This window comes from Bradyrhizobium sp. MOS001, assembly GCF_004634465.1.
GTDB classification, from domain to species: Bacteria; Pseudomonadota; Alphaproteobacteria; order Rhizobiales; family Xanthobacteraceae; genus Bradyrhizobium; species Bradyrhizobium barranii.
The window spans coordinates 19,758-43,409 of the sequence record NZ_SPVJ01000006.1 but is presented as its reverse complement, the minus strand read 5'-3'; the positions used below and the strand labels follow the sequence as shown (position 1 = coordinate 43,409).

Here is a 23,652-nt window from a genome sequence, read left to right as displayed (position 1 = left end):
CGGTCTACGGCTTGTGCGCTTTCTGGCGCAGCGCCTCGATGAGGCGCAGCTTTAGTTCATCTGCGGCCTTCTGGCTGACGTCCTGGCCGATCTGCGCGCTCGCCTGCGCCAGCGCATCGGACTTTTCCATAAACTTCCGGCCAGCAGGCTGGGCATAGAACGCCTCGATCTGGCGCAGCTCGTCGACGGTGAAGTTTTGGGCATAGAGCGCGGCGATCTGGTCGATCATCGAGGCAAAGAACGGCGCGTAGATGTCGGAGCCCGGCGCCGTCATTGCGTCATAGTCGCGCTCGATCTCAGGCCGGTCCTGCGCGACCACGGGTCTCAGCTTGAGCAGGAGCTGCGGGAGCGCCGCGCGATACTGATCAGCGATCTTCAGCGTGGCGACGAGTTTTCGCGCAGCATCCATCGCCTCGGGCGACGGCGCTTGCGCCGACGCGTTGCAGACGAGGAGCAGGAGGGCGCCGGCAATCGTCAACAAAAATCTCGACATGCATCTCTCCCGAAAAATCGTCCCGGCGACGCGATGTGCTCTCAGCGGCGAGCCGGAGCCGCGCCGATGATCGTTACCGGCGCGCCTTCGGCGGCGGCCTCCCGCTCGTCGTCGACATCCGTCACCTTGACGAAGAGGCTGGGCACCCGCTCGGCGCGGTCGAGCAGCCACGCCGCCCCGAACATGATGACGAAGCCGGCGAACGAGACGGCGAGTTGCTCCCAGACGCCCCTGGTGAATTGCATCAGGATCCAATGCGCCGAGAACGACAGGAACACGCTGAGGCAAAAGATCGGCAGCGAATGCTGGCCGCAGAGGATGACCGGGTGCAGCCATTTCAAATGCAACGCCTTCCAGTGGCGCGGGATAAAATAGATCACCCAGACCGCCAGCGCCAGAAAGTGTGTGAAGCGCAGCATGTCGAGGTCGGTCTTGTCGATCGGGTAGATCGCCTTGATCATCCATTTCGGGATCAGCGCCTCGAGCGCAGGGATGTGCCAGGTCATCACGATCAGGAACGCGAAGGCGAGCCAGGCCGCCGCCAGTCCCATCACCGCCTTCGACCACACCCATGTTGCGATCTTGTCGATCTGGCCGACGCCACACCAGGCCGCGAACACGAACATCAGCTGCCAGCAGAACGGGTTGAAGTACCAGGTCGTGCCCGGCGGATAGGAGGCGATGTTCCAGTCGAACCGGCGCGCCAACACATACAACACCACGGAGGCAGCCAGCGTCAGGTTCGGCCGGCGCACCAGGCCCCACACGATGAAGGGCGCGGCGAGCACCAGCGTGATGTAGAGCGGCAGCACGTCGAGATTGACCGGCTTGTAGCGCAGCGAAAGCGCCTGACCTATCAGGATGTCCGGATGGTCGAGAAAATTGTGAACGTTGAACTCGTCCGCATACATCGGGTTGTCGAACCTCCTGACCGTGCGCGCGATCTGCGCCGTGAACAGCAGGAACAGCATGATGTGGGCAACGTACATCTCGCCCGCGCGCCGCCACAGCCGCTTCAGCGCGGCGAGAAACCAGCCACCGGCGACGATCGGCCCGTAGATCCAGCCGACCAGATAGCCGGAGATGAAGACGAAGAACTCGGCGGCGTCGCTGAAGCCGTAGTTGCGCAAGGTCAGCCAGGCCACGACGTCGTGCGGGATGTGATCGAGGAAGATCATCCACAACCCGATGCCGCGGAAGAGATCGAGCCGCAAATCGCGCTCGACCGGCGCCAACAAAGCTGACTGGTCCCGTGTGCTCATGGCCCCGCCTCGTCCGGTGGGCGTCGCGCCGTCGCGGCGCCGAAGAAGATGCTAAAAAATGTAAATCAAAAGTCACCTGGCCCTGCGGCTAGTGCCGACGGTAGCCGACCTTGGCGTCCGTGCAAGGGGCTTCGTCATCGGGGCGCACAGACCGCGTCCGGCAAGTCATGAGACCTTGAACGGCGCCGGCTGGAGGTGGTGGTCCTCCCTGTAAAATGTCGAAAACAACCCCATGCACAGTAGAGACGGTCTCTTAAGTCCTTGCTTTGCCTGCGAAACTCAAACGGCCCGTCGGGCAAAAAATCAGCCCGGCGGTACGATCGCACGCCAGGGAGGGAGCAGGGTCAGGTCAGCTCGCCGCCCCGGGCAAGCATCTCGGTCAGCATCGCCTCGGCCTTGTGCTGGAGCGGCAGCGCGCCGCTCTCGGAGGCGATCGCGATGGCCGCGCGCAAGGCGACGATGATCGCGGCCTTGTTCGCCGCATCCGTCGGCGGCGTCACCACGGCCTCGCCGAACAGCGCCTCGGCCTCGAGGCCGGAAAACCCCTGCTGGCGGGCGGTGTTGCGCGCCTCGCGCAGCATGTTCTGCGCGGCCTGGACGTCGCCGAGGCGGAAGGTTGCGAGCGCAAGGTAGATCGAGCTGCGCAGCACCGCCGAGGTATAGCCGACCGCCTTCGCCTCCTCGCGCGCCTCGGCCAGCATGCCGCGCGCCCGGTCGAACAGCCCCTGCTCCAGATAGGCGATGCCGAGATGACAGGCGAGCACCGGCACGAACAGCCGGATGCCGTGCTTCTGCGCCAGCACAAAACCGTCTTCGAGAATGGCAGCGGCCGCGGCCGGCTCATTGCGGCCGAGCATCAGCCAGCCGCCGCTATAGGCGGCGGCGACGCGGTCGTAGGGGCGGCCCGTCTCCTCCGCGATCGCAGCGGCTTGTTGCTGGAGCTGGCCAGCGGTGTCGAGCTCACCCATGACGGTGTGCGTGAAGCTCTTCATCATGCAGCAGAGGAGGAGCGTGTATTTTGGGGGAGTTCCGAAGGGCGCGCTTGCGTCCGGCCCCATGAGATTAGCGCCGCCTTGCGCCAACATCTGCTCCGCTTCGCGATATCGACCGGCGAGAAAATAGGCCTGTCCCAGATTGTATTGTGCAAGGTTGCGCCAACCCGGGTTGCCTGACTTCTCGGCGAGGCCAACGACCTCCTGGCCGAGCGCAACCGCTTCAGTTGGCGTTCCGTAGAAATTCTGTCCACCCGCCATGACGGTCATGGCGGCGACCTTTCTTCCGATGTCGTCAATTCCACTAGCCCGGCGTTCGGCCTCTTTTCCGAGATCGATCCACTCGGCAACCTGACCGGACCAGATGAATGCCATTCGCGCCTCCATCCGGAGGTCAATTGCATCTGCCTCCCGCGAGAGAGTCATCGGCATCTTGTCGAGCGAACTCATCGCGATCCCGAAATAGTCGACCGCATCGGCATACGCCGAGCGCACAAGACATTTCTGCGCGGCACCTCTCCCGTACCCGAACGCTTTCAGCCAATCCTTCGCGCGCATTGCGTGGTAGCAAAGCGTGTCAGGACCGTCGCTCCATGTCTCGTCGCTTTCGAAGGCCGCAAGTATTCGCCCATGTATATTTTCGCGCACCTTTTCGACCATCGACTCGTAGGTCACTTGGCGGACCATCTCGTGCTGGAACTCGATCGAGTCCTCAAGTTCACTATCGATCCTGACGAGGATCTCGGCTCGGTCGAGCGCTCCGAGGCAATCCTGGAGGATGTCTTCGGGCAGCGCGGCGACGTTCCGCAGCATCATCACGCTTGAGCGCGGCCCCAGCGCCGCCGCTATTTGGAGAACCGAGCGCTCCTGCCTTGAGACACGATCGAGCCGCGCCGCAATCACCCCCTGAATGCTGGTAGGGATGCCGAGCTCGTCAATAGGTCGAACGAGCGCAAGGTCACCCCACTGACCGCGAAGCGTGCCACTATCTTTCAGTCCACGGCAGACTTCCTCGAGAAATAGAGGAACGTTGGCAGTATGAGAGATGATCCGGTTCTTCAAATCGGTGTTCATCGCCGACGGTCCGAGCATATCGGCCAACATGGCCAATCCCGAATCGTCATCCAGAGGGCGCATTGCAATCACTTCCGCATGGCAGCGTGCGATCCACTCGGGCATGCCGTTCGGCCTGCTCGTGAGAAAAACTATCAGGTTGGGACTCTGTAACGACGCAATTGCAGCAACAACCGCATCGCTGGCTCGGTCGATCCAGTGCAGGTCCTCGATGAGAAGAACCGTACGCTGTTGAAAGGCCAGGCTTTGCACGATGGCGCAACTTGCATCGGAAATGGCACGCGCGCGCGCGTAAGGCTCCAGTTCACTCCAGCGATGATCCGCGACCGGAATATCCAATATGGAATCGATCGCGAGCTGATGGATTGCCGGCAACTCCTTTCGGATGTCGACCAGACTATCCGAATCTCTGGCGGCAAGTTCGATGATCGAAAGTATGGTGCGCTTGAGCGCGCTGAACGGCACGCCCTGAAGGTTCGGACTACACTCGGCGTCAATCAGCCGCCAGCCATCGGACTTGAGCTCCTGGGCGAACTCATGCGCGAGCCGCGATTTTCCGATGCCTGCATCGCCGATCAGCAGGACCGTCTGCCGGCTTGCACTGGACCTCTCCGCGGCACGTGCCAAAAGGGCCCGCTCAGTCGTGCGATCGACAAACCGCGAAACGCTCCGCGCTCGTCGCACCCGCCAGCTTGAAAGGTCGCTCGCTCCGACGACACGGTAGACCGGCAGCGGCTCGTTGAAACCGCGCAGCACCTTGCGACCCAAGGCTTCGAATCGGACATGTCCATCCGCGAGTTTCTGGCAGGCCTCCGACACGTAGATCCGATTGGCCTCGGCCGCGGCCTCCAGCCTCGCGGCAAGATGCTGAGCGGCTCCTCCGATCTCGTAGACCTTGGAAAACTCGCTGGCGACCATATAGGCGACGACGTGCCCCGAATGGAGGCCGACCCGAACCTGAAGTCCGGGATCGCCAAGGCTGCCGACCCGCCGGACAAGCTCGATGGCCGCATGGCAGGCCAGCGGAGCATGGTTGTCGTCGGCGATCGGGGCACCAAAGACAGCGGCCAAGCCGTCCCCCAACTCCTTGCTGACGATGCCGCCAAACTGGCGTACCGCGCCCCTCATGGCCGCCAGCGCTGGCTCCAGGCGTGAGACGGCCTCCTCCGGCTCCAATTCGGCAACAAGCCCTGTGGAGTCGATGACGTCGGCTCGGAGAATTGTCACAAACCGCCGCTCGCTGTCGGGATCAGCACGCCGACGTACCGCCGCCCCACACTTGGAGCACCAGCTATCGTCCGAATCAATCGCCGACTGGCACGCGAAGCAATGCATTCCTGCGCCTTCAAGGATCGCGGCGTCGCTGTCGTCCAGCGCCCGCGAGCAACTCGTGGTAAGAATACCTATCAAGAACCGCTTAGCAATCGGACTTGCCCATCGCCGTTAGCGGAGCACGGTGCGGTTGGCGATCTGGACGAAACACAGTCCTGAGTGGTAGCCTATGCAAATCCCAGCAAAGATGGGGCATATATTCGGCGAAGCCGGGTTGGCAAAACTAACCGGCGTCGCGGAGCTGTATGTATTTTCACAAAGCCAAGGACATATTGAGGGAAAAGACGATGGGGTCGAGAACTTACACCGGGGCTTCATTCAAAGATTTGATGAACGACAATTATTTCCCTCTGGAAAATATGCAGAGGAGCGTGGACATCCTCAAGGCGTCGCCGGACATCCACGTGCCGACCCTGGAGTACGGCCAGTACCATCTGATCCTGACGCCGGCGGACAAATGGCCGGACGGGAGCGCGGCGTACTGGCACAAGGAGAAGGGACGGGCTCGCGTCGACCTCACCACGCAGTTGAATACGGTCCCGCTGTCCAAGGACGAGCCCGGCGTGATCCCGCTGACGCGATGCGCGCTGCTCGATGCCTGCGTGCGGAAGTGCTTCAATTCCGAGCCGCCGATCCCGATGAAGACCAATATCATCACCCACGCGGCGAGCGATGCCTATGCCGACCGGCACGAGATCCGGCTGGAGTGGGAGTACGACAACGGTGAGGACCAGGCGCCGACGCTGCTCCACCTGACGATGGTCTGTCCGTACCGCCCCTGATTCCGAGCGGGAGCGGCAGCGCGGAGGCTTCCGCACCAATCGAAGATGGTCCGTCGTCGCCACAGCATGCGTTGCACGACGGACCAATCATGCCCCGCCCTCTCCGCTCGAAGGCCGCGTTGCACTGTCTCGCGGCCGCGCCCTGTCATGGACCTGTCGCACGAAAATGATCCGCTTCCGCCGTGCGCGTGCGAGTCGCCTGCTTGAAGCAGTCGCCGCGTTCGTTTGACAGGAGCGGCCGATGCCCGTTGGACTGCTGGAGGTCGTAGGCACCATCGATGTCGGCCAGTTCTGGCCGGAGGGCCGGTCGGACGCCGACACGACCAAGGTCGTGGTGAATGTCGCCCCTGACGCGATCCGCTTCCGCAAGAACGACCAGGTGCCGTTCCAGCCGACCCACGTCTTCGAGGGCGCCAAGGTCAAGGGCCGGACCGCGACGGCGCCGATCAAGAACGGCAAGCTCACCATTCGCCTTCAGGGCATCGACGCGCCGGAGCTGCATTATCAGCCCTCGCCGCTCTCGGCCGCCGAGAAGAAGGGCCTGAGCGACGCCAAGCGGCAGGCCTATCACGAGGTCACACACCCCTACCGGCAGTTTCTTGGCGCGACGACGAGCAAGGCGCTGCATGACTTCCTCAGCAGCGCCGGCGGGCCGACGCTCGCCTGCCGCGCGTTCACCCATGTCGATGCGCCGAACGAGGTGTTCGACACCTATGGCCGGCTGGTCGGCGACATCGAGGTGACGGTCGCCGGCAAGAAAATCGACATCAACCACTGGCTGGTCGAGCAGGGCTTTGCCTATCCGACCTTCTATTCTTCGATGAACGACGACGAGATCAAGGCCTTCCTCGCGCTTGCGAAGCCCGCACGCGCGCAGAAGCTGCCGGTCTGGAAGCATCTCGCCAAGACGATTCCCGCCTTCGACTTCGACCTGCGCGAACCCAGGAAGAACGAGACCGACGTGCTCGCGACCGACAAGGGCCCGGTGATCCTGCCAAAGCTCTATCGCCGCTACACCAACTGGTCGGCGCGCAAGAAGGCGAAGGTGACGAGCCAGACCTTCCAGAAATTCTTGGGCGAAGGTTCCGGCGGCAAGCCCGACACCTGCTACGAGATCGACGACTTCCTGACCAACGGTGTGCACTCGGCCACGCCGCGCAATTTCGCCGACTTCGTCGAGGGCGGCAAGACGATCAAGTTTCAGCCGGAGGGGCTGGTGTTCGGCGAAGCGCCGTCGAGCCTCGTGGGGGCGGACGGCAAGCCGATCACGACGTTCTGAGGACGCGCGCGGCCGACCGGGATTGACGGCGTTTTGTCGCAGATTGTTGCCGGCCGTGAGCTCGCACGTTCATGCGCCGCTATTCTCCTGTCGTTGCAGGCATTTCCGGCGGCCGAGCCTGGCCGATCAAAGACCGCTCGCGCTAACGGTTAGAATTCGCTACTACACAACCATAGATTTTTCGTCTATTTTCCTGGCCGCGGCGATTGCAGGGCGTCCTCGGTCGAAGTCCGAGTGACCCAAGATGCCGGCTCTCAAGGCGAGCTGGTGGATGAGAGGAAGATCAATCCGGCGGAGCCGCCTGCCCGTTCTCTCGGCCGGCCGGCGCCGCAGTCAAGCGACAAGGAGAACGGCATGCTGGTTCGACAGAACGTGTGGGAGCTTGGCGGCGACTGGGCGGATCCGATTCTCTGGTACGCGCGCGCGGTTGGCGCATTGAGGCCGAAGCCGCTCAACGATCGAACCAGCTGGCGCTTCTGGGCCGGCATGCACGGCTATCATCAGGGCCTGTGGGAGTTCTACGGCTACAAGGCGCCTGCCGAGCAAGTTCCTGCCCAGGCCGACTTCGACGAGTTCTGGCAGCAATGTCAGCACGGCAGCTGGTATTTTCTGCCGTGGCACCGCGGCTATCTGATCGGATTTGAGAAGCTCATTCGTTCGACCGTCGTGACGCTCGGCGGGCCGCCTGACTGGACCTTGCCCTACTGGAACTACTTCAAACCCGGTCAGGATGGCTTGCCGCCGGCATTCGGCAGCCCGGACTGGCCGGACGGCACAGGCAACAATCCCCTCTTCATTGAACAGCGGTGGGGACCCGGCGATCCCTCGCAGCCCGGCAAGGTCTTCGTCCCGCTCGACGCCGTGAACCTGGACGCGATGGACGTTCACGAGTTCACCGGTGTGGCAAGTGGTGGCGACCGCGGCTTCGGTGGCATCGACACCGGCTTCGAGCACGGCGGCACCAAGCATGGCGACATCGAAAGTCAACCGCACGACCAGGTTCACGGCCTTGTCGGCGGCGAGAAGATGTTCCCGGAGGCGAGCACGAGGCCATTGCCGGGACTGATGTCGTCACCGGTGACGGCCGGCCTGGATCCCATCTTCTGGCTGCACCACGCGAATATCGATCGGCTGTGGCAAAGCTGGAGGCAGAGCGATTCCCAAAACACGGATCCGGAAGAAGCCAGCTGGAAGAAGGGACCTGCCAGCCTCGGCCAGCACAAATTTGTCGTTCCTCTCCCCGACGGCTCGCAGTGGGAGTACACGCCGGAACAGATGTCGGACTTTGCCGGGGTGGGCTATACTTACAGCGATTTCTCGCCGGCAGGCGCGCCATTGGCGGCCGTCGCCGGCAGGACAGCGACATCACCCGGAGCGGTCGCGATGGCGAGATCGACTGGAGCAGCAGTTGAGGTGCTTGGCGCCAATGCCCAAGCGCTTCCCGTCGCTGGGAAAGGCGCCGAGACCTCCGTCCAGCTTGATGCGCGTACGCATACGAAAGTTGCCGCCAGGCTGGCTGCCGGCCCTGCGCCCGGGGCACGCGCTGAGCAGGTCTTCCTCAATCTGGAGAATGTGCGCGGATATTCCGACGCCACCGTGCTGCAGGTGTATCTGCAGTTTGCGGGGAAGGACGGCGCGCCGTCCTTCGAGCGGCAGGTCGGGAGCATCGGGCTCTTCGGCATCACCAAGGCGACGGAGGGCGATACCGGGCACGCGGGAGACGGCTTGTCGTACGCGCTGAACATTACCAAGCCCTATTCGGAGTTCGCCGGTTCGGGCAATACCGATCTCGCAAAGGTCGGCGTTCGTCTCCAGGCCGTCGCGCCGGTGCAGCAGTCGGCCGACGTGAGTGTCGGCCGCATCAGCATCGTCCGACAGGGCGATTGACGGCCGCTCATGACGCCCGCGGCCTACGAGCGTCTGCAAATCCGTATTCCGCTCACCGTCGCGGCAGCCGCCGCGTGGGCGGCCGTCGTGGCGTTGTCGGACCAGCGCAGGCTCGTCGCCTTCTGCAACAGCGATGTCTGGCCGGCACTGTCGCTCGATCAGCTCGCCCTTGCCATGACGTTCTATTCGCCGGCAAGACTCGCCGGCGAATGGATGCTGATGGTCGCGGCGATGATGATGCCGATGCTCGCGGGCGCTCTTGGGCACGTGCGTGCGCGAAGCCTGCCGCGCCGACGCATGCGGTCGATGGCGCTCTTCATGATCGGATATTGCGCCATCTGGGTTGCCTGTGGCGTTCCCATCGTGCTGGCCGTCCTGGCGCTGCAACTGGTGCAATCATCATCGATCGTCACGATCGCATTGGCGGGATCGCTCGTCCTGGTCTGGCAATTCTCCCCCGGGAAACAGATTTGCCTGAACCACTGCCACGACCAGCCGCCGCTAGCGGCGTATGGGATCAGGGCCGATCTGGCTGCTCTCGGATATGGCGTCACCCAGGGGATCTGGTGTTGCGGAGCCTGCTGGGCGCTGATGCTCGTTCCGTTGGCGACGCAAGGCGGGCATTTGCCGGCGATGGCCGCGACCAGTGCATTCCTGATTGCCGAGCGCCTGGACAAACCGCGGCGCCCGGCGTGGGAGGTGCGATGGCCATCGACCGCTGCCAGGCTGCTATGGTTCAGGCTCGGCCTTTGGCGACGCTCGGAGAGCGCCGGAGTGAAGGCAACCTGATCGGTGCCGACGGCACGCGCGACGACGCGATTCCCGCAGGCGACCGGGCAAACTTTGCCGGCGACACCGCCGCACCGGCAATTTTTTCAAGCTGCCGATGAGCGCGAGCCCGGAAACATCGGGAAATCCAACGAATTGATTTGGCACGCACGTTGCTTGCCCTTCGCGATCGTCTCGAGGGGCCTAACATGCAAGTCACGCCAGGAGCATCAATCTTCGGCTACCAGCCTGCAAAAGCCGGCTCAGCGACCGGTGCATCGAAGCCGTCGGTGACCGACAATGGCGGGCCCTCGCAAGCAAGCGAAGATGGCGCATCGGGCGACAGCAGCGTCGTGCAGGAATTCCTGAAATACGCGAAGATGAATCCCTTCGACCGTATGCGGGCTGCCATTCTGAAGAGCATGAATCTCAGCGAGGCCGACCTCGCCAACATGACCCCGGACCAGAAAGCGGCGGTGGAGCAGAAGATCCGGGACGCCATCGAAAAGGAGCTGGAGAAGAAGGGCCAGCAGCCCGGCAGCCTGGTCGACCAGTCCGCGTAACGACCGCGCATCACCAGTGGAATGTCGCGCCTTTTCCAATCTCGCAATCGAATGCCGTATCCTTGAGAACGGCGTCATTGACGGCGTCCAGGATCATCGTGCGCGCTTCGATCCTGCCGTTTGGGTGCACCCTGAACGACAGGAATTCCCTGACCGCCTTGTCCGGTCTCACCGTGAAATGGGTCGTCGCGAAAGCGATCGTCCCGTCAGGCTGGATCATGTATCCGTCAAACCGCATGCTCGCCTTGACCGGAGGTCCCGCCGCGCCCGTGCCGCGAACTTGACAGGCTGAAAGGTCCACGAGCATGCGAAATTCCTTGCCATCGACGATCGCCTTGTTCAGCGCCGCATAGTCGGCGTTTCCGGGTTCGTCCGCGATCGCGGGGCGCGTCCAGAAGCTTGCTACGATCGCCAGAGCGGCAGCGCAGTTGCGCAGATCATTCGACAAATGTGGCTCCCAGGGATGGCGGCTCTCGGCTGGACCTCGTTTCGCCGGAGCAGGCTTGCGATGATATTCGTCGCTCTAGCCGGCTCCCGACTCGAACTTCACCGCCTCATGATTGGTGATGACCTCTCGAACGACCAGGGCATGCAGCTTCCGGGTAAAGTCCGGATCGAGCCCGCTCTGTGCGGCGAGCATGCGAAGCCGCTTCAATTGCGCCGCTTCACGTCTGGGATCCCGGGATTCCAGTCCATGCCTGGCCTTGAGCTCTCCGATCGCATCCGTGCAGCGAAAGCGTTCTGCGAGCAGGTGCACCATCGCCGCATCCAGATTGTCGATGCTGCGGCGCAGCCTGGCGAGATCGCCGGCAAACTCCTGGTCATCATCCGTCATCGATCGGCACCTCCAGGCAGCGCCGCGGCGGACAACCCGCCCTTCTGCAGAATGAAGCCCGCGATCTCATCGACACCCTGGCCACTCTTCAGATTGGAGAAGATGAACGGTCGCGCGCCTCGCATCCGCCGTGCGTCCGCTTCCATGATCTCCAGATTCGCGCCCACCATGGGAGCCAGATCGATCTTGTTGATCACCAGCAGATCGGATCGCATGATCCCCGGCCCACCCTTGCGCGGGATCTTCTCTCCTGCGGCGACGTCGATGACGTAGACGGTCAGGTCCGCAAGCTCCGGGCTGAAGGTGGCGGCGAGATTGTCGCCGCCCGATTCGACGAAGCAAAGCTCCGCGTCCGGAAACTTCAGGTTCATGTCGTGGATCGCCGCCAGGTTCATCGAGGCGTCCTCCCGTATGGCCGTATGCGGACAGCCACCCGTTTCCACCCCCATGATGCGCTCTGCCGCCAAGGCCTGCGCGCGGGTCAGGATGAGCTGATCCTCCTTGGTGTAGATGTCGTTGGTGATGACGTAGATCTCGTAGAAATCGCGCAGGTGCTTGCACAGCGCCTCGACCAGCGCCGTCTTTCCGGAACCGACAGGGCCGCCGATGCCGACGCGCAGCGGCCCGTTGGTTGCCGCAATGCCGGACGTGCGGAGAGACCTGCTCTCGCGTTCAATCGTCTTCATGAGCGAAACAACCTCGTATATTGGAGCTCGTGTGCGATGGACGCGAGTTCAACCATCAGGCCCGCCGAACCGAGATCGTCGACCGTCTCACGGCTTGCGATTTCACTGCGCGACAGGATCGGCAGCTCGAGCGCCGCGATGGCAAGCTGACCATCGGTCTGGCCGAGAGGCACCAATCGCACGCCCGCGCTCACCAGATTGGCGACGTAGCTGTGCAGGAATGCCGGCAGCGCGATTTCGACGGCAATCCGCTCGCGCGCCGCCCGCGCTCCGAGCAGGACAGCCAGCACGGGCGGGCATTTCGGGTCGGAGAACATGTCCAGAATTCGATCCGGCCAGACGCTGCGAAGGGTCGTAAGGCACGCGGACGATTGCTGGGCGGATTCGAGCACGAATTCGGATGTGCCGCGGGAAGCGGCTGCGAGCTCGGCCAGATCCGGAAGCTGGTCCTCGACGCCCTCGGCCACGCATCGGTAGGCTTCGCTGAAGAAGATGGCTTCGTTTCGGCCGGAGCCATAGCAAAGGTCGGCCTCGAGCCAATCGATCAGGCTGCGCCGATCGGAGACATAGCCGGCCTCCACGGCCCACTCCAGTCCGTGCGAGTAGCTGTAGGCCCCGTTCGGAAACGACGGCGAGAGCCAGCTCTGCAGCCTCAGGAACGCCAGCGCCTGCTGTCCATAACTCTGGTCTGTCATCGCACCACCATGCCGGCAACGCGTCAGTACATGAAATAGCGCTGCGCCATCGGGACCACATTCACCGGCGGACACGTGAGCAGCCGTCCGTCGGCCCGCACCTCGTAGGTTTCGGGATCGACCTCCATGAGGGGCAGCGCGTCGTTGAGGATCATGGAATGCTTGCCGATCGATCGCGTGTTCGAGACCGGCAGGAGTTGCTTGGCCAGGCCCAATTGTCTCGTCGTTTCGAGCGAGGCCTGACTGACGAAGGTCACGGAATTTCTGCCGGGAGAACGGCCAAAGGCGCCGAACATCGGCCGGTAATATTCCGGCTGAGGCGTCGGGATCGACGCATTGGGGTCGCCCATGATCGCGGCGACGATCATGCCGGATTTCAGGACCATGTCGGGCTTGATCCCGAAGAACGCCGGATCCCAGACGACGATGTCCGCGAGCTTTCCGACCTCGACCGAACCGACATGGCGTGACATTCCCTGCACGATGGCCGGATTGATCGTGTATTTCGCGACGTAGCGCCGCGCCCTGAAATTGTCGTTCTGCCCGGTCTCCTCCGGCAACCGCCCGAACTGCTTCTTCATCTTGTCGGCGGTCTGCCATGTCCGGGTGATCACCTCGCCGACGCGCCCCATCGCCTGGCTATCCGACGACACGATCGAGAACGCGCCGAGGTCGTGCAGGATGTCCTCGGCGGCGATCGTCTCCTTTCGGATGCGGCTCTCCGCGAAGGCGACATCCTCCGGAATGCGGCGGTCCAGATGGTGGGTCACCATCAGCATGTCGAGTGCTTCGTCGAGCGTGTTCGCGGTGTAGGGACGCGTCGGATTTGTCGAGGCCGGAATGACGTTGCTCTCGCCGCAGACCTTGATGATGTCAGGCGCATGCCCGCCGCCGGCCCCTTCCGTATGGGCCGCATGGATCGTCCTGCCCTTGAACGCGGCGATCGTGCGCTCGACGAACCCGCCTTCGTTCAGGGAATCGGTGTGGATCATGACCTGCACGTCCATGTCGTCCGCGACAGAGAGGCAGCAGTCGATCGATGCGGGCGTTGCGCCCCAGTCTTCGTGCAGCTTCAGGCCGCACGCGCCGGCTTCGATCTGCTCGACCAGGCCCGCGGGTAGGCTCGCATTGCCCTTGCCGAAAATGCCGAAGTTCATCGGGAACCCATCCAGCGCCTCGAGCATCCGATGGATGTGCCATGGCCCCGGCGTACAGGTCGTCGCCGTCGTCCCTGCGGCAGGTCCGGTGCCGCCACCCATCATGGTCGTGACGCCCGAGAAGAGCGCCTCGTCGATCTGCTGCGGGCAGATGAAATGAATGTGCGTATCCATTCCGCCGGCGGTGATGATCTTGCCCTCGCCCGCGATGATTTCCGTCCCCGGCCCAATGATGATGGAGACACCCGGCTGAATGTCGGGGTTGCCCGCCTTGCCGATGGCCGCAATGAGCCCGTCCCTGATCGCGATGTCGGCCTTGACGATTCCCCAGTGATCGAGGATCAGCGCGTTGGTAATGACCGTATCGACCGCCCCCTGCGCGCGCGTGAGCTGCGATTGTCCCATGCCGTCGCGAATGACCTTGCCGCCGCCGAACTTGACCTCCTCGCCATAGATCGTGAGGTCCCTCTCGGGCTCGATGAACAGGTCGGTATCCGCCAGGCGCACCTTGTCGCCGACCGTAGGGCCGAACATCTGCGCATAGGCCGCGCGGCTCATCGTGTGGGGCATGTCTTCCTCACCTTATTCGTTGGCGCCGGACGCACCGGTCGCCGATTCCAGAGGTCCCATCACGCCGCCGCTGAAGCCGTAGATGCGCCGCGCTCCGGCAAACGGGATCAATGAGACCTCGCGCGACTGGCCCGGCTCGAACCGCACGGCCGTCCCGGCCGGGATATCGAGGCGACACCCACGGGCAGCGGATCGATCGAACGCGAGTGCGGCGTTCACTTCGGCGAAATGATAATGGCTGCCCACCTGGACCGGCCGATCGCCGGTGTTGGCTACGGCAATCGATGGTCCGGTCCGGTCCCCGTTCAGGACGATGTCGCCGTCAGCCGGAATGACCTCCCCGGGAATCATGCCACGCCTCCAAGCAGCAGCAGCCCGACAAGCCCGGCGCATACGCCCGCCGCGCGAAGCAAACTTCTTCTGGCCGCGTTTCCTCCTGAGAACCCGATGACCATGCCGGTCAGGAGAAGAGCGGCGGTCGCCGTCGTGAAGCCGATCACGTAGGGAACAAGCATCGCAGCGGCGTCAGTTCCGTGGGCGTGACCATGGAAGAACGCAAACAGGCCGACGGCCGCCGCGCCGAGCATGACGGGTATCCTGAATTCGAACGCAACGAACGCTCCCAGCGCCACCACCGAGAGGCTGATCGCCGCCTCCACAAAGTCCATCTGAAGTCCCGCGCTTGCGGCGGCGAAGCCGCCCAGCATCGCGATCAGAAAGGTCAGCGGCCACACGGCTCTCGCGGATCCGCCCACAAGCGCGCTCCACGTTCCCACCAAGGTGATCGCAATCAGATGATCCGCGCCGCTGAACGGATGGACGAGACCGGCGTCGAACGAACTGCCCGCGCCCGGAATGGGATGAGCGAAGGCCGGCGCCGCAAGCAGGCTCAACGCGGCGACGCAAATCGGGATGATACGCATCATCAGCTCCTATCGGATCGGGTTGTGCACCGGGACAAGCTTGGTCCCGTCCGGAAACGTCGCCTCCACCTGGATCTCGCGGATCATTTCCGGGATGCCCTCCATGACCTGGTCGCGGCGCAGCAGCCGGCCGCCTTCGGACATGAGATCCGCGACCGATCGTCCGTCGCGGGCGCCTTCCATGATGGCATCCGAAATCAATGCGATGCTTTCGGGATAATTCAGCTTGACGCCGCGCGCGAGCCGGCCGCGCGCAACGATCGCGGCGAGGGCTATCATCAGCTTGTCTCGTTCCCGTGGCGTCAGATTCAAGATGCTCCTCCCACTTGGCCGCGCTGCTAACAGGACCACATCTTCGGCACTCCGAAGGGACCGGATCCGAGCTCATGGTCGAGTTGATCGAGGAAGCGGCGCAGACCTCGCCTGAGATCCACGCTTGCAATCGCGGCGACCCGGACGACGATGATCGCGCCCACGATCGTGACGCCGCACGCGCATTCCAGCGAAGCACCGATCTCGCGCAATCTCTCGAGCCGGGCCTCAAGGCCCGGACCGAAATAGATCATCGTCGCAATAGCCTTCCAGTTCGAGAGCAGCGCCGTCTTCCGAAGCTGCAGGAGCGCCTGGTCGGAGGCGAGGAAGCCATCTGCCCACACCAGACGGCCGTCGACCCTGACGCGCCAACTGTCCAGGATATGTCCGGCAAGAACCTCCTCGCCGCTCTCGATGCGGCCAAGAACCAGCCATTCGAGGGCAATCAATTCGGTGCCCGAGCACACATCGATCTCGGTGTGCCGCGCGATGCGCGCCTGGTTGAAGACGATGGTCTCTTGCGGAAGCCACGCAAGCCGGGCATTTCCCTCAGCCCTTAACCGCGTCCGGATTCGGGCGGGCCGATCCAGCGCGCGATAGACCTTCTCCGCGGCCTGCGTGGTCACCGCGACCGACGCGTTGCCTTGAGCGACCACCTCGATCCTGATCTCGTCGCCACCCGCGACACCGCCCGAGGTATTAATGAGGACCGCCTCCTTGCGCCGGCGATCGTCGACATTCGGGAAGGCAACGGCCATCGGAAACTTCTGATAGACGTCGATGATCTCCGTGCCGTTTGCGGCGCCGGAGAACACCACGCGAGCTTCCCCGACAGCGCGCTGCAGATCGAATTTTTCCGTGGCGCCCTGCCCTTCTCCCGGATGGCCGGGATGAGCCGCGGATGTCCCGCGAGAGCGCTCATGAATTGCTTCAAACATCCGTCTCGGGGCTCATGATTGACCGTGTGTGTCTCGCATATCGGCGAGGGAGAGGCCGGGCGTGGAACGGCAATGCCGACCACGCCCGGACCTCATGTCGCGAAACCGGGATCAGAAACCCGCAAGACCCTGGGAGCCATTGTACGGGATCTTGACGCTGCCGATCTCCTTCAGCGAACCGTCCGGCTGGGTGCTGTAGCTGACCAGCTTCGAGGCGTTGCCGTAGATCTGATAGAGATAGGCGCCGTCCGGCGAGATCCAGCTATCGCTGGGACCGCTCGTCACGGTTCCGTTCAATCCCCTCGCGGTGCCGTCGCCGGGCACCTTCGGACACGCCGGATCGCACGCAATCTCCAGGCCGCTACCGTTGATGCGGTAGCTACTGATGTTGCTGTAGCCGAAGTTCGTTGCGTAAATCGTGCGATCATCGGGCGCGATGGCCAGCCAGCACAGCTCGGACGGCAGGCCCGCGCTGGTGTCGATCTTGACGAGCTGGCCGATCTTGATCGAGCCGTCCTTCTCGATGGTGCAAATGGAGCATCCGTCGCCGACGGCATAGCCGATCACGAACGTATTCGGACGCTGATTCAGGAACGCGATGTAGAACGGAGAACCGCCCTTCGCATCGTAGAACCTGGCCGTGCCGAGCGAGCCGTCCTTTTGCAGGGCGAACACGGCAAGGCCGTCCGGATCCGGTGCATTCGACGCAATCGAGTGCAACGCACCGCCGGCGCGCTGGACCCAGAGAATCGGCGAGCCGTCGGGATACAAGCCGGTGAGCGCGATCGGCTCATCGAAAGTGGTGCCGACAAGCACAAGCTCCTCGTTGGGCGAGACCACGACCATGGTGGAGACACGATTCCGCTTGCTGTACGTGTTCACCGTGTATCGCTCGGGCCGCGTCTTGAGCATGCCTTCGGCATCGACCGACATCAGCCGAAGGTGATCCGGTCCGAACGCGTGCAGCACGAAGAGGGTGCGCGTCGACGGAGCGAAAGCCAGCGATTTGGCCGTGCCGCTCCTGCCCTCGACCGGGTTGCCGGTCGACTTCACGTCGAGCAGCGTGAGACGACCGTCGCTCTCCAGGCGGAAGCTCGAAACGGAATTGTCTCCGCCATTGGTCGCAAACAAAAAGCGCCGATCGGATGTAATGATGACGCTTCCTGCACCCTCGTAAGAGTTGGGCGCGCTGTCCTGGCCGCTGATCGGCTTGAATTCACCGGAGCCGGCGCCGCCCGTCTTGATACGCGCGACCTCGGCCAGCTTGCCGTCCGCCTGCCGCGTGTAGTGGATAATGGCGTTGTCGATCTCATTGGTCTGGATATAGAGATGGCCAGTCTGCCCCTTCGACATTCCCATCTCGCTCGCCGTCGCTTCTTTAGCCATCTCTCGCTCCTTTGATGATTGGCTTTGGTAAATCGAATGACTTTCGGTGACCTGCACCATCGCTATGGCTTCAACGGAGGGTATCCATCGATGTAAACCCAGTCGGACGTCCGCACGGGCACATGGCACGCCTGGCATTGCGCCTTGTAATTCGTCGTCGTCGTTTTTGAACGATCGCCCGCGTCGAACCACGACCATCCCCAGCCGTCGCCCCACAGCGCGCTCTCCGGGTGACGGTTCGACGTGTCCTTCACCATGACGAACCATCCCTTCAAAGCATCGGCGCGGCTGACGGTGCCGGTCGTCATTTCCGAGGTTGCCGCCTTGAACACCTCCTTGACCAGCACCGCACCGTCCGGGAAGCGCCTGTCCTTCCGATAGGCGTCGATCACTCCCGGCGAGGCGTACACGACGTGAAGCTCCTTCGAGCCGTGAGTGTCGTCTGCCGCGATCGCCCAGCTTCCGAGGATCTGATAGGTCGTACGATAGTCATCGGGCACGTGCAGATGCCTGTCGCGGTCGGCGACACTCGCACCGGCCGAAACGCCATCCGCCGCATTCGCCGGCAGCTGTGATTGCCTGACCACGGCCGCGACCCCAAGGATCACGACGACGGCGACACAGGCGGCTTTGAGGATTTTCATGCCGATCTTCCGCCGATCACGCGGTCACCGCGCGTCCTTGTCGTCCAGCAGCGGATAGAACTGGGTCCAGACCTCATCCTTCTTGGCGTTGGCGATATGGCAGTAGGCGCACTCGTCCTTCGACTTCACCTTGGCCGTCGGCGCCTTCGGTTCGTGGTGATTGAAGTTGAAATAGCCCCACCCGTTGGTGTCGGCGAAGCGCTTCGAGTCCTTGACGGTCACGTCGGCGCCGTTCCACTTGCCCGGGAAGTAGCCACGTCCCGACGCTTCCGTTCGCGAGCCGTCGGCATTCTCCTGCGGCAACGTCAGCTGCAGCTCCTTGAACAGGATCGTCCCCTCGGGGAATTCGCCGGTCTTCTTGTAGATCGCGTACGAGCCCGGCTCGATATAGACGTTGTGGAATTCCGGGAAGTTCGCCTGTCCGCCGTTGAGGGCATTTGGCGTCAGCGGCGAGCCGACATAGACCCACTCGTGGAAATTCTTCGGCAGGAGCAACTGCCCGTCCGCGGTGTATTCCGGCAGATAGCGCGTATTGCTCTGGGCATTGCTATCCCTAAGCGATCCGAAGAACAGAATCGTTGCGACCGCACTGCCTACGATGACCGCCGCTGCTGCCTGGACTCTCACGCGCATTGTCTTCTCCCGCGACTGCGGCCGAACGCGCGAGGCGCCGGCACGATTGACCTGTCGAGAGATGACTTAGCCAGTCGCGGAAGATCCTGCGCGCTGGGGATTGCTTCCGCTTTGGCCATCTTGATGCATTCCGTGCCGAACCTGCGATCGGTGAAGAGGTTGACGCTGCGGAAGCAGGACGCGCGACCCCAATCGGCGCCGCGATCGCGGCGCGGACGGCCATGGAAGCGACCGAGAGGGTGCAAGGTCAGCGGGTGAGGTCTGAAAGCGGGGCTGTTCTCAGGGGGCGCTCGCGGCAGATCCGGTAGTTGTCCTGCCAGGGACGAAGCCGCTCGAAAGCCGCGCTCGCCGCCAGCACGTCGAAGTCGGCGTTTCGCCGACCTATGATCTGCATCCCGACCGGAAGCCCGTCGGACAGACCCGCCGGAATCGAGGCTGCCGGATGGCCCGTAAAGTTGACGAAGTAGGTCAGGGCCCATCCGATCAGAGGATCTATCTCGACACCATTGATCGACTTCGGCCCAGCCGTGTTGCCGTCGCTGGCGTTGTCGACCGGCGGGCACGCGACGGTCGGCGTGACCAACAGATCGAATCTTTCAAGGACGTTCTGGAAGGCATCGTAGACCTCCGACCGGACGGCCTGGTCGCGGAAGAAATCGAGCCCCGACATGCGATTGGTCTTCTCGACCCAATCCATGTATTCAGGCGGAAAGTCGTCGCGATGCTTGCCGAACAGATCGATTCCGTCGCGCTTCATGTTCTCGATCGCCTGCAGGTTCAGAAGCATGTAGAGACGCGACCAGACGTCGCTCAGCTCCCGTTGCGAGCGAACGATGCCGAGCTTCACCTCCTCGACGTGAGCACCGGCTTCCTCGAACGCCTGTACCGCGCGGCGGACCGTCGCCGCGACTTTTCCGTCGACCGGAAAGACGTCCAGATCCGGACTATAGGCAATCTTGAGGCCACGGATCGAACGACGGGTCGCCGCGGTGAAGTCGACGGGCGGCTCGATCAGGCTGAAGGGATCTCGCGGATCAGGGCCGGCAAGTACGTTCAACGCGATTGCGGCATCTTCGACCGTCCGCGTGATGGGCCCTTCGAACAGGAACGGAGAGTCGGCCACGCCGAACGCGTTGGGACGCACGAGGAACGGCACGCGTCCGAACGACGCCTTGTAGCCATAGACTCCACACCAGGCGGAGGGGATCCGTATCGAGCCGCCGGCGTCCGTACCTTCTGCAATAGGTAGCAGTCCATCGGCGACCGCCGCGGCGCTTCCTCCGGATGAGCCACCCGTGTTCTTGGCAAGATTGAACGGGTTGCGCGTGGGACCAAAGAGGTAGTTGTCGCAGGTGCCTCGGAATCCCATGAGGGGGCTGTTGGTCTTGCCGAGGAACACGGCGCCGCCACGCTTCTCCATGCGCTCGCAGAACACGCAGTAACCGTTCACGACGTGATGCTTGAGCGCGCGGATGCCGCCCAGGCTTGCAGGCCAGCCCGGCTTGAAGTCGAACAGATCCTTGAGCGCCGACGGGATGCCGTGCAGCGGTCCCCACGACTCGCCGGCAACCAATGCGCGCTCGGCCTCTTTTGCCCTCGCGCGGGCGCCGTCGAAATCGAGATAGACTAGCGCATTCAGGCTCGGGTTGCGCGCTTCGATGCGCCGGATGAACGCATCGACCACGTCAACCGGCGACAGATCACGTCGCCGGATGCGAGCTGCCAGTTCGTGCGCGGTGAGGTAAGCGAGTTCGTCGGAATGCAAGGGCTGGCTCACGCTCGACATCGTCTCCTCCTTCTGAACCACTTCAGGACGAAGCCGCATTTGACATTGAAACAGTTCTTGCCTGCGCAGCCGTGATTGCTTCGTCTTTCGCAATCTTGATGCATTCGCCGCGACGGCCATCGACAAGGCATCGCTCAGGGTTCATGTGCGCTGACGTGGGCTGCAGGTTACGCCGACGCGCGTTGGCACATCCTGCGCGTCACCGCACAAGGGCACGCTTCCATGGACCGACCTCCCGTTTCTCGCGGCTTCAAATCCAGGCGACAGACACCCGAAGCCGCCCGGCTGCCACCGGGTCAGTATCTGACGACCGACTTCCCGGTGCTGTCCGCCGGACCCACGCCGGATATCCGTGTCGCTGACTGGAAGATTTCGCTTCAACTCGGCGGATCGTTGCTGGGGAAATGGACCTGGGACGAATTCGAGGCACTGCCCCAGACCACGATCACGGTCGACATTCACTGCGTCACCAAATGGACGAAGCTCGGCACGGTCTGGCAGGGCGTCAGCTTCGACGATCTTCTGAAGGTGGTCGGGGTGAGCGAGCCGCCGAACGCCTATGTCATGGCGCATTGCGACGGCGGATACACGACGAACCTTCCGGTGACCGACCTGGTCGCGGGAAAGGCGATGATCGCGACCCGCTATGAGGGCCTGCCGCTCGCCCCGGCGCACGGCGGCCCCGCGCGACTCCTGGTGCCGCATCTCTACTTCTGGAAGAGCGCAAAGTGGCTGCGAAGGCTCCGCTTCATGCCCAAGGACGAGCCCGGGTTCTGGGAATCGCGTGGTTATCACAATTATGGCGATCCCTGGCGGGAGCAACGTTATGACGGCGATTGATGCGCCTCTGCAGCAGCCCAGGATCGCGTGGCAGACCGGTCGCGTGCAGGCCATCGTGGCTGAAACAAGCCGGGTGAAGAGCATCATCCTGCAGCCGGCCAACTGGTCCGGGCACTGGCCCGGCCAGCACGTCGACATCCGTCTCACCGCCGATGACGGCTATCAGGCCGAACGAAGCTACTCGATCGCATCGCCCCCGGAAGAAAAGCGGCTCACTCTCACCGTCGAACGGGTCGAGGACGGTGAGGTGTCGTCCTATCTCCTCGACGAATTGCAGGTTGGCGACGCTCTCGAATTTCGGGGACCCATTGGGCGGCATTTCATCTGGAGCCAAACGCGCGGTGGACCGATTTGCCTGGTCGCGGGCGGTACCGGGATTACGCCTTTGATGGCCATGTTGCGCCACCGCAGGAGGTCGCTCGCACGCATACCGGCATCATTGATCTATTCGGCACGCAGCCTTGCCGACGTCGTGTATCGGGATGAACTCGATACGATGGCTCGCGGCGATCGCGACCTCCGCCTGGTCTATGCGCTCACCCGCGAGCATCCGAGCGACTGGAACGGACATCGGGGACGGGTCAACGAGGCGCTGCTCGCAGAGAACAGCTTTACGCGCGAGCAGAATCCCACGTTCTTCATTTGCGGTCCCACCGGGTTTGTCGAGGGCATCTCGAGCATGCTCGTGAAGCTCGGCTTCGACCCTCTCGCCATAAGAACCGAGCGTTTCGGGCCAACAGGAGCATGATCGCCATGGCAGACAACATCGCCGACCTCATTCTTGGCGGTGACCCCGGCACACACTTGCTTCAAGAAGCCTTTGCCTTTGACATCACCCTGACGAAGATCCGGTGCGCGGCATGCAACACCGTGTCCTGCCTTGGCTCTCTCGCCGTCGACGGCGGGCCGCTGGAGGCGCTCGTCAAATGCGCCGATTGCGGAAGCGATCTGATGAAGGCGACGCGCACTCAGAGGGGATGTGTCCTTGAAATGCACGGTGCCCGGCACCTGTACTTCTGAATGCCGCGCCCGATCGCGCGCCAAGCCCCGAAATCAAAGACCCGCCATGCACGGTGAAGACATCCACCTCGCTGAAATCGAGCGCCAGATTGCCGCCACGGCGGCGAAGCTTCGCGAGCTGATTGAACAGTCCGCCTCACATCTCGCCGCGATGAGCGAAGAGCTTGTCGGCCAGCGAATTGACGATCAGGCCGCACGGCTCGAGATTCTGATCAGGCGCCGCGACGAGCTCCTCAGAGCCAGATCCGGCGAAGACTGAAAAGGACGGCCGGGGCAGATCGGGAAGCGTCAGCCGTGAAATTTCAACCCGTCGACGATCTTGTCGATCACCTTGCGCTCGGCGCGCATGGAAATCCCAACCAGATTCAGGTCTGTGCGGGAAACGGCCTTCACGACTTCGCGGTTGGCGGCATCGTGAGTGGTCGTGAACATGTCCTCGGTATAGAGCCCCGGCGTCACCCCGCGAGACAGTGCGCGATCGAGCGCGCGTGACAGCGCCGCGCGGTCGGCGCCATAGATCAGGATGGGCTGGCCGATCAGCGGCAGATATTTCGTCCCGGAGCCGTCTTCGTAGGGGTCGCCGATGCAGGCCGGAAAAGCCGCCGCGATCCCGCCGGCGAGGAAAGAGGCCACGTTCAGCTTCTGCCACGGCTCAAGGTCGGTGCGGACCACGACCGCGATCTTGGTGTCAAATTGCATGACGGATTTATCGCTATTCCTCAGCGCTCGCGAAGAGCGAAAGAGCCCTTACTCCATGCTTGCGCGCATCGAACGCTTTTGCAAGTGGGCCACTTC

The 23,652-nt window shown here is 63.1% G+C and carries 26 protein-coding genes; 9 read left to right on the top strand and 17 right to left on the bottom strand.

Going from position 1 to position 23,652, the window contains the following annotated elements; all coding sequences use genetic code 11:
• Positions 1-4: 4 nt before the first annotated feature.
• The 3 genes from CT676_RS11225 to CT676_RS11215 form a co-directional block, all read right to left on the bottom strand.
• Positions 5-493 carry a DUF2059 domain-containing protein gene (locus CT676_RS11225; RefSeq protein ID WP_085403525.1) on the bottom strand — a complete coding sequence of 163 codons (489 nt, stop codon included), beginning with the start codon at positions 491-493 and terminating at the stop codon, positions 5-7.
• Between the two features lie 41 nt (positions 494-534).
• A complete protein-coding gene (locus tag CT676_RS11220; protein WP_085403524.1) occupies positions 535-1,755 on the bottom strand; it encodes an OpgC domain-containing protein in 1,221 nt (406 codons plus the stop codon).
• 344 nt (positions 1,756-2,099) lie between these two features.
• Complete coding sequence (locus tag CT676_RS11215) at positions 2,100-5,156, bottom strand: AAA family ATPase (RefSeq protein WP_085403523.1); 3,057 nt, start codon at positions 5,154-5,156, stop codon at positions 2,100-2,102.
• 242 nt (positions 5,157-5,398) lie between these two features.
• Between CT676_RS11215 and CT676_RS11210 the strand changes: the two genes are divergently transcribed.
• The 5 genes from CT676_RS11210 to CT676_RS11190 all read left to right on the top strand — a co-directional run bounded on the left by CT676_RS11210 (position 5,399) and on the right by CT676_RS11190 (position 10,432).
• Complete coding sequence (locus CT676_RS11210) at positions 5,399-5,935, top strand: hypothetical protein (protein WP_085965173.1); 537 nt, start codon at positions 5,399-5,401, stop codon at positions 5,933-5,935.
• 241 nt (positions 5,936-6,176) lie between these two features.
• Entirely contained in the window at positions 6,177-7,214 is a 1,038-nt protein-coding gene (locus CT676_RS11205; protein ID WP_135214671.1) for a thermonuclease family protein, read from the top strand.
• Between the two features lie 234 nt (positions 7,215-7,448).
• Positions 7,449-9,101: a tyrosinase family protein gene (locus CT676_RS11200; RefSeq protein WP_205124597.1), complete on the top strand. Its 1,653-nt coding sequence runs from the start codon at positions 7,449-7,451 to the stop codon at positions 9,099-9,101.
• Between the two features lie 9 nt (positions 9,102-9,110).
• Positions 9,111-9,890: a DUF2182 domain-containing protein gene (locus CT676_RS11195; RefSeq protein ID WP_085403521.1), complete on the top strand. Its 780-nt coding sequence runs from the start codon at positions 9,111-9,113 to the stop codon at positions 9,888-9,890.
• A gap of 188 nt (positions 9,891-10,078) precedes the next feature.
• Entirely contained in the window at positions 10,079-10,432 is a 354-nt protein-coding gene (locus CT676_RS11190; protein ID WP_085403520.1) for a hypothetical protein, read from the top strand.
• Between the two features lie 10 nt (positions 10,433-10,442).
• Here CT676_RS11190 and CT676_RS11185 read toward each other — a convergent pair whose 3' ends face one another.
• The 13 genes from CT676_RS11185 to CT676_RS11125 form a co-directional block, all read right to left on the bottom strand.
• Positions 10,443-10,880 carry a VirK family protein gene (locus tag CT676_RS11185; RefSeq protein ID WP_085403519.1) on the bottom strand — a complete coding sequence of 146 codons (438 nt, stop codon included), beginning with the start codon at positions 10,878-10,880 and terminating at the stop codon, positions 10,443-10,445.
• A 75-nt stretch (positions 10,881-10,955) separates the two neighbouring features.
• The gene (locus tag CT676_RS11180) at positions 10,956-11,267 is read right to left on the bottom strand and encodes a chorismate mutase (RefSeq protein ID WP_085403518.1); all 312 of its coding nucleotides are present in this window, start codon (positions 11,265-11,267) and stop codon (positions 10,956-10,958) included.
• Positions 11,264-11,953: an urease accessory protein UreG gene (gene ureG, locus CT676_RS11175; RefSeq protein ID WP_085403517.1), complete on the bottom strand. Its 690-nt coding sequence runs from the start codon at positions 11,951-11,953 to the stop codon at positions 11,264-11,266. Before ureG ends, CT676_RS11180 begins: the two co-directional genes overlap by 4 nt.
• The gene (locus CT676_RS11170) at positions 11,950-12,534 is read right to left on the bottom strand and encodes an urease accessory UreF family protein (RefSeq protein ID WP_244623152.1); all 585 of its coding nucleotides are present in this window, start codon (positions 12,532-12,534) and stop codon (positions 11,950-11,952) included. The genes ureG and CT676_RS11170 overlap by 4 nt, the downstream gene beginning before the upstream one ends.
• Positions 12,535-12,671: 137 nt before the next feature.
• A complete protein-coding gene (gene ureC, locus CT676_RS11165) occupies positions 12,672-14,375 on the bottom strand; it encodes an urease subunit alpha (RefSeq protein ID WP_085403515.1) in 1,704 nt (567 codons plus the stop codon).
• A 12-nt stretch (positions 14,376-14,387) separates the two neighbouring features.
• Positions 14,388-14,726, bottom strand: coding sequence for an urease subunit beta (locus CT676_RS11160; protein ID WP_085403514.1), 339 nt, complete (start codon positions 14,724-14,726; stop codon positions 14,388-14,390).
• Positions 14,723-15,301, bottom strand: a complete 579-nt coding sequence (locus CT676_RS11155; protein WP_135214670.1) for a HupE/UreJ family protein — start codon at positions 15,299-15,301, stop codon at positions 14,723-14,725. The genes CT676_RS11160 and CT676_RS11155 overlap by 4 nt, the downstream gene beginning before the upstream one ends.
• Positions 15,302-15,307: 6 nt before the next feature.
• The gene (locus CT676_RS11150) at positions 15,308-15,610 is read right to left on the bottom strand and encodes an urease subunit gamma (protein WP_028148889.1); all 303 of its coding nucleotides are present in this window, start codon (positions 15,608-15,610) and stop codon (positions 15,308-15,310) included.
• Between the two features lie 26 nt (positions 15,611-15,636).
• Complete coding sequence (locus CT676_RS11145; RefSeq protein WP_085403512.1) at positions 15,637-16,428, bottom strand: urease accessory protein UreD; 792 nt, start codon at positions 16,426-16,428, stop codon at positions 15,637-15,639.
• A gap of 231 nt (positions 16,429-16,659) precedes the next feature.
• The gene (locus CT676_RS11140) at positions 16,660-17,934 is read right to left on the bottom strand and encodes a beta-propeller fold lactonase family protein (RefSeq protein WP_085403511.1); all 1,275 of its coding nucleotides are present in this window, start codon (positions 17,932-17,934) and stop codon (positions 16,660-16,662) included.
• Positions 17,935-17,996: 62 nt separating this feature from the next.
• A complete protein-coding gene (locus tag CT676_RS11135) occupies positions 17,997-18,578 on the bottom strand; it encodes a cytochrome P460 family protein (protein WP_085403510.1) in 582 nt (193 codons plus the stop codon).
• Positions 18,579-18,602: 24 nt separating this feature from the next.
• The gene (locus CT676_RS11130) at positions 18,603-19,211 is read right to left on the bottom strand and encodes a cytochrome P460 family protein (RefSeq protein ID WP_085403509.1); all 609 of its coding nucleotides are present in this window, start codon (positions 19,209-19,211) and stop codon (positions 18,603-18,605) included.
• 247 nt (positions 19,212-19,458) lie between these two features.
• Positions 19,459-20,997: an amidase gene (locus tag CT676_RS11125; protein WP_085403575.1), complete on the bottom strand. Its 1,539-nt coding sequence runs from the start codon at positions 20,995-20,997 to the stop codon at positions 19,459-19,461.
• A 222-nt stretch (positions 20,998-21,219) separates the two neighbouring features.
• On the opposite strand from CT676_RS11125, the gene CT676_RS11120 reads away from it, so the two are divergent.
• Genes CT676_RS11120 through CT676_RS11105 form a run of 4 tightly spaced genes read left to right on the top strand, consistent with a single transcriptional unit; the run spans position 21,220 to position 23,116 of the window.
• Positions 21,220-21,837 carry a sulfite oxidase-like oxidoreductase gene (locus CT676_RS11120; protein ID WP_085403508.1) on the top strand — a complete coding sequence of 206 codons (618 nt, stop codon included), beginning with the start codon at positions 21,220-21,222 and terminating at the stop codon, positions 21,835-21,837.
• Positions 21,824-22,585 carry a ferredoxin reductase gene (locus tag CT676_RS11115; protein ID WP_085403507.1) on the top strand — a complete coding sequence of 254 codons (762 nt, stop codon included), beginning with the start codon at positions 21,824-21,826 and terminating at the stop codon, positions 22,583-22,585. Before CT676_RS11120 ends, CT676_RS11115 begins: the two co-directional genes overlap by 14 nt.
• A 5-nt stretch (positions 22,586-22,590) precedes the next feature.
• Complete coding sequence (locus tag CT676_RS11110) at positions 22,591-22,857, top strand: DUF6510 family protein (protein ID WP_224517587.1); 267 nt, start codon at positions 22,591-22,593, stop codon at positions 22,855-22,857.
• 46 nt (positions 22,858-22,903) lie between these two features.
• Positions 22,904-23,116, top strand: coding sequence for a hypothetical protein (locus CT676_RS11105; RefSeq protein ID WP_085403506.1), 213 nt, complete (start codon positions 22,904-22,906; stop codon positions 23,114-23,116).
• Between the two features lie 29 nt (positions 23,117-23,145).
• On the opposite strand, the gene CT676_RS11100 is transcribed toward CT676_RS11105, so the two are convergent.
• On the bottom strand, positions 23,146-23,556 hold the full coding sequence (locus CT676_RS11100) for a DUF2000 family protein (protein ID WP_085403505.1): 411 nt from the start codon (positions 23,554-23,556) through the stop codon (positions 23,146-23,148).
• Positions 23,557-23,652: the final 96 nt, after the last annotated feature.

What these genes read in the sequence shown, in the direction of transcription:
- CT676_RS11180 (WP_085403518.1), bottom strand. Translation starts at nt 11,267, where the DNA reads ATGACGGATGATGACCAGGAGTTTGCCGGCGATCTCGCCAGGCTGCGC.
- ureG (WP_085403517.1), bottom strand. Translation starts at nt 11,953, where the DNA reads ATGAAGACGATTGAACGCGAGAGCAGGTCTCTCCGCACGTCCGGCATT.
- CT676_RS11225 (WP_085403525.1), bottom strand. Translation starts at nt 493, where the DNA reads ATGTCGAGATTTTTGTTGACGATTGCCGGCGCCCTCCTGCTCCTCGTC.
- CT676_RS11140 (WP_085403511.1), bottom strand. Translation starts at nt 17,934, where the DNA reads ATGGCTAAAGAAGCGACGGCGAGCGAGATGGGAATGTCGAAGGGGCAG.
- CT676_RS11220 (WP_085403524.1), bottom strand. Translation starts at nt 1,755, where the DNA reads ATGAGCACACGGGACCAGTCAGCTTTGTTGGCGCCGGTCGAGCGCGAT.
- CT676_RS11210 (WP_085965173.1), top strand. Translation starts at nt 5,399, where the DNA reads ATGTATTTTCACAAAGCCAAGGACATATTGAGGGAAAAGACGATGGGG.
- CT676_RS11100 (WP_085403505.1), bottom strand. Translation starts at nt 23,556, where the DNA reads ATGCAATTTGACACCAAGATCGCGGTCGTGGTCCGCACCGACCTTGAG.
- CT676_RS11215 (WP_085403523.1), bottom strand. Translation starts at nt 5,156, where the DNA reads ATGCATTGCTTCGCGTGCCAGTCGGCGATTGATTCGGACGATAGCTGG.
- CT676_RS11125 (WP_085403575.1), bottom strand. Translation starts at nt 20,997, where the DNA reads ATGTCGAGCGTGAGCCAGCCCTTGCATTCCGACGAACTCGCTTACCTC.
- CT676_RS11135 (WP_085403510.1), bottom strand. Translation starts at nt 18,578, where the DNA reads ATGAAAATCCTCAAAGCCGCCTGTGTCGCCGTCGTCGTGATCCTTGGG.
- CT676_RS11205 (WP_135214671.1), top strand. Translation starts at nt 6,177, where the DNA reads ATGCCCGTTGGACTGCTGGAGGTCGTAGGCACCATCGATGTCGGCCAG.
- CT676_RS11195 (WP_085403521.1), top strand. Translation starts at nt 9,111, where the DNA reads ATGACGCCCGCGGCCTACGAGCGTCTGCAAATCCGTATTCCGCTCACC.
- CT676_RS11105 (WP_085403506.1), top strand. Translation starts at nt 22,904, where the DNA reads ATGCACGGTGAAGACATCCACCTCGCTGAAATCGAGCGCCAGATTGCC.
- CT676_RS11120 (WP_085403508.1), top strand. Translation starts at nt 21,220, where the DNA reads ATGGACCGACCTCCCGTTTCTCGCGGCTTCAAATCCAGGCGACAGACA.
- CT676_RS11130 (WP_085403509.1), bottom strand. Translation starts at nt 19,211, where the DNA reads ATGCGCGTGAGAGTCCAGGCAGCAGCGGCGGTCATCGTAGGCAGTGCG.
- CT676_RS11160 (WP_085403514.1), bottom strand. Translation starts at nt 14,726, where the DNA reads ATGATTCCCGGGGAGGTCATTCCGGCTGACGGCGACATCGTCCTGAAC.
- CT676_RS11155 (WP_135214670.1), bottom strand. Translation starts at nt 15,301, where the DNA reads ATGATGCGTATCATCCCGATTTGCGTCGCCGCGTTGAGCCTGCTTGCG.
- ureC (WP_085403515.1), bottom strand. Translation starts at nt 14,375, where the DNA reads ATGCCCCACACGATGAGCCGCGCGGCCTATGCGCAGATGTTCGGCCCT.
- CT676_RS11110 (WP_224517587.1), top strand. Translation starts at nt 22,591, where the DNA reads ATGGCAGACAACATCGCCGACCTCATTCTTGGCGGTGACCCCGGCACA.
- CT676_RS11190 (WP_085403520.1), top strand. Translation starts at nt 10,079, where the DNA reads ATGCAAGTCACGCCAGGAGCATCAATCTTCGGCTACCAGCCTGCAAAA.
- CT676_RS11115 (WP_085403507.1), top strand. Translation starts at nt 21,824, where the DNA reads ATGACGGCGATTGATGCGCCTCTGCAGCAGCCCAGGATCGCGTGGCAG.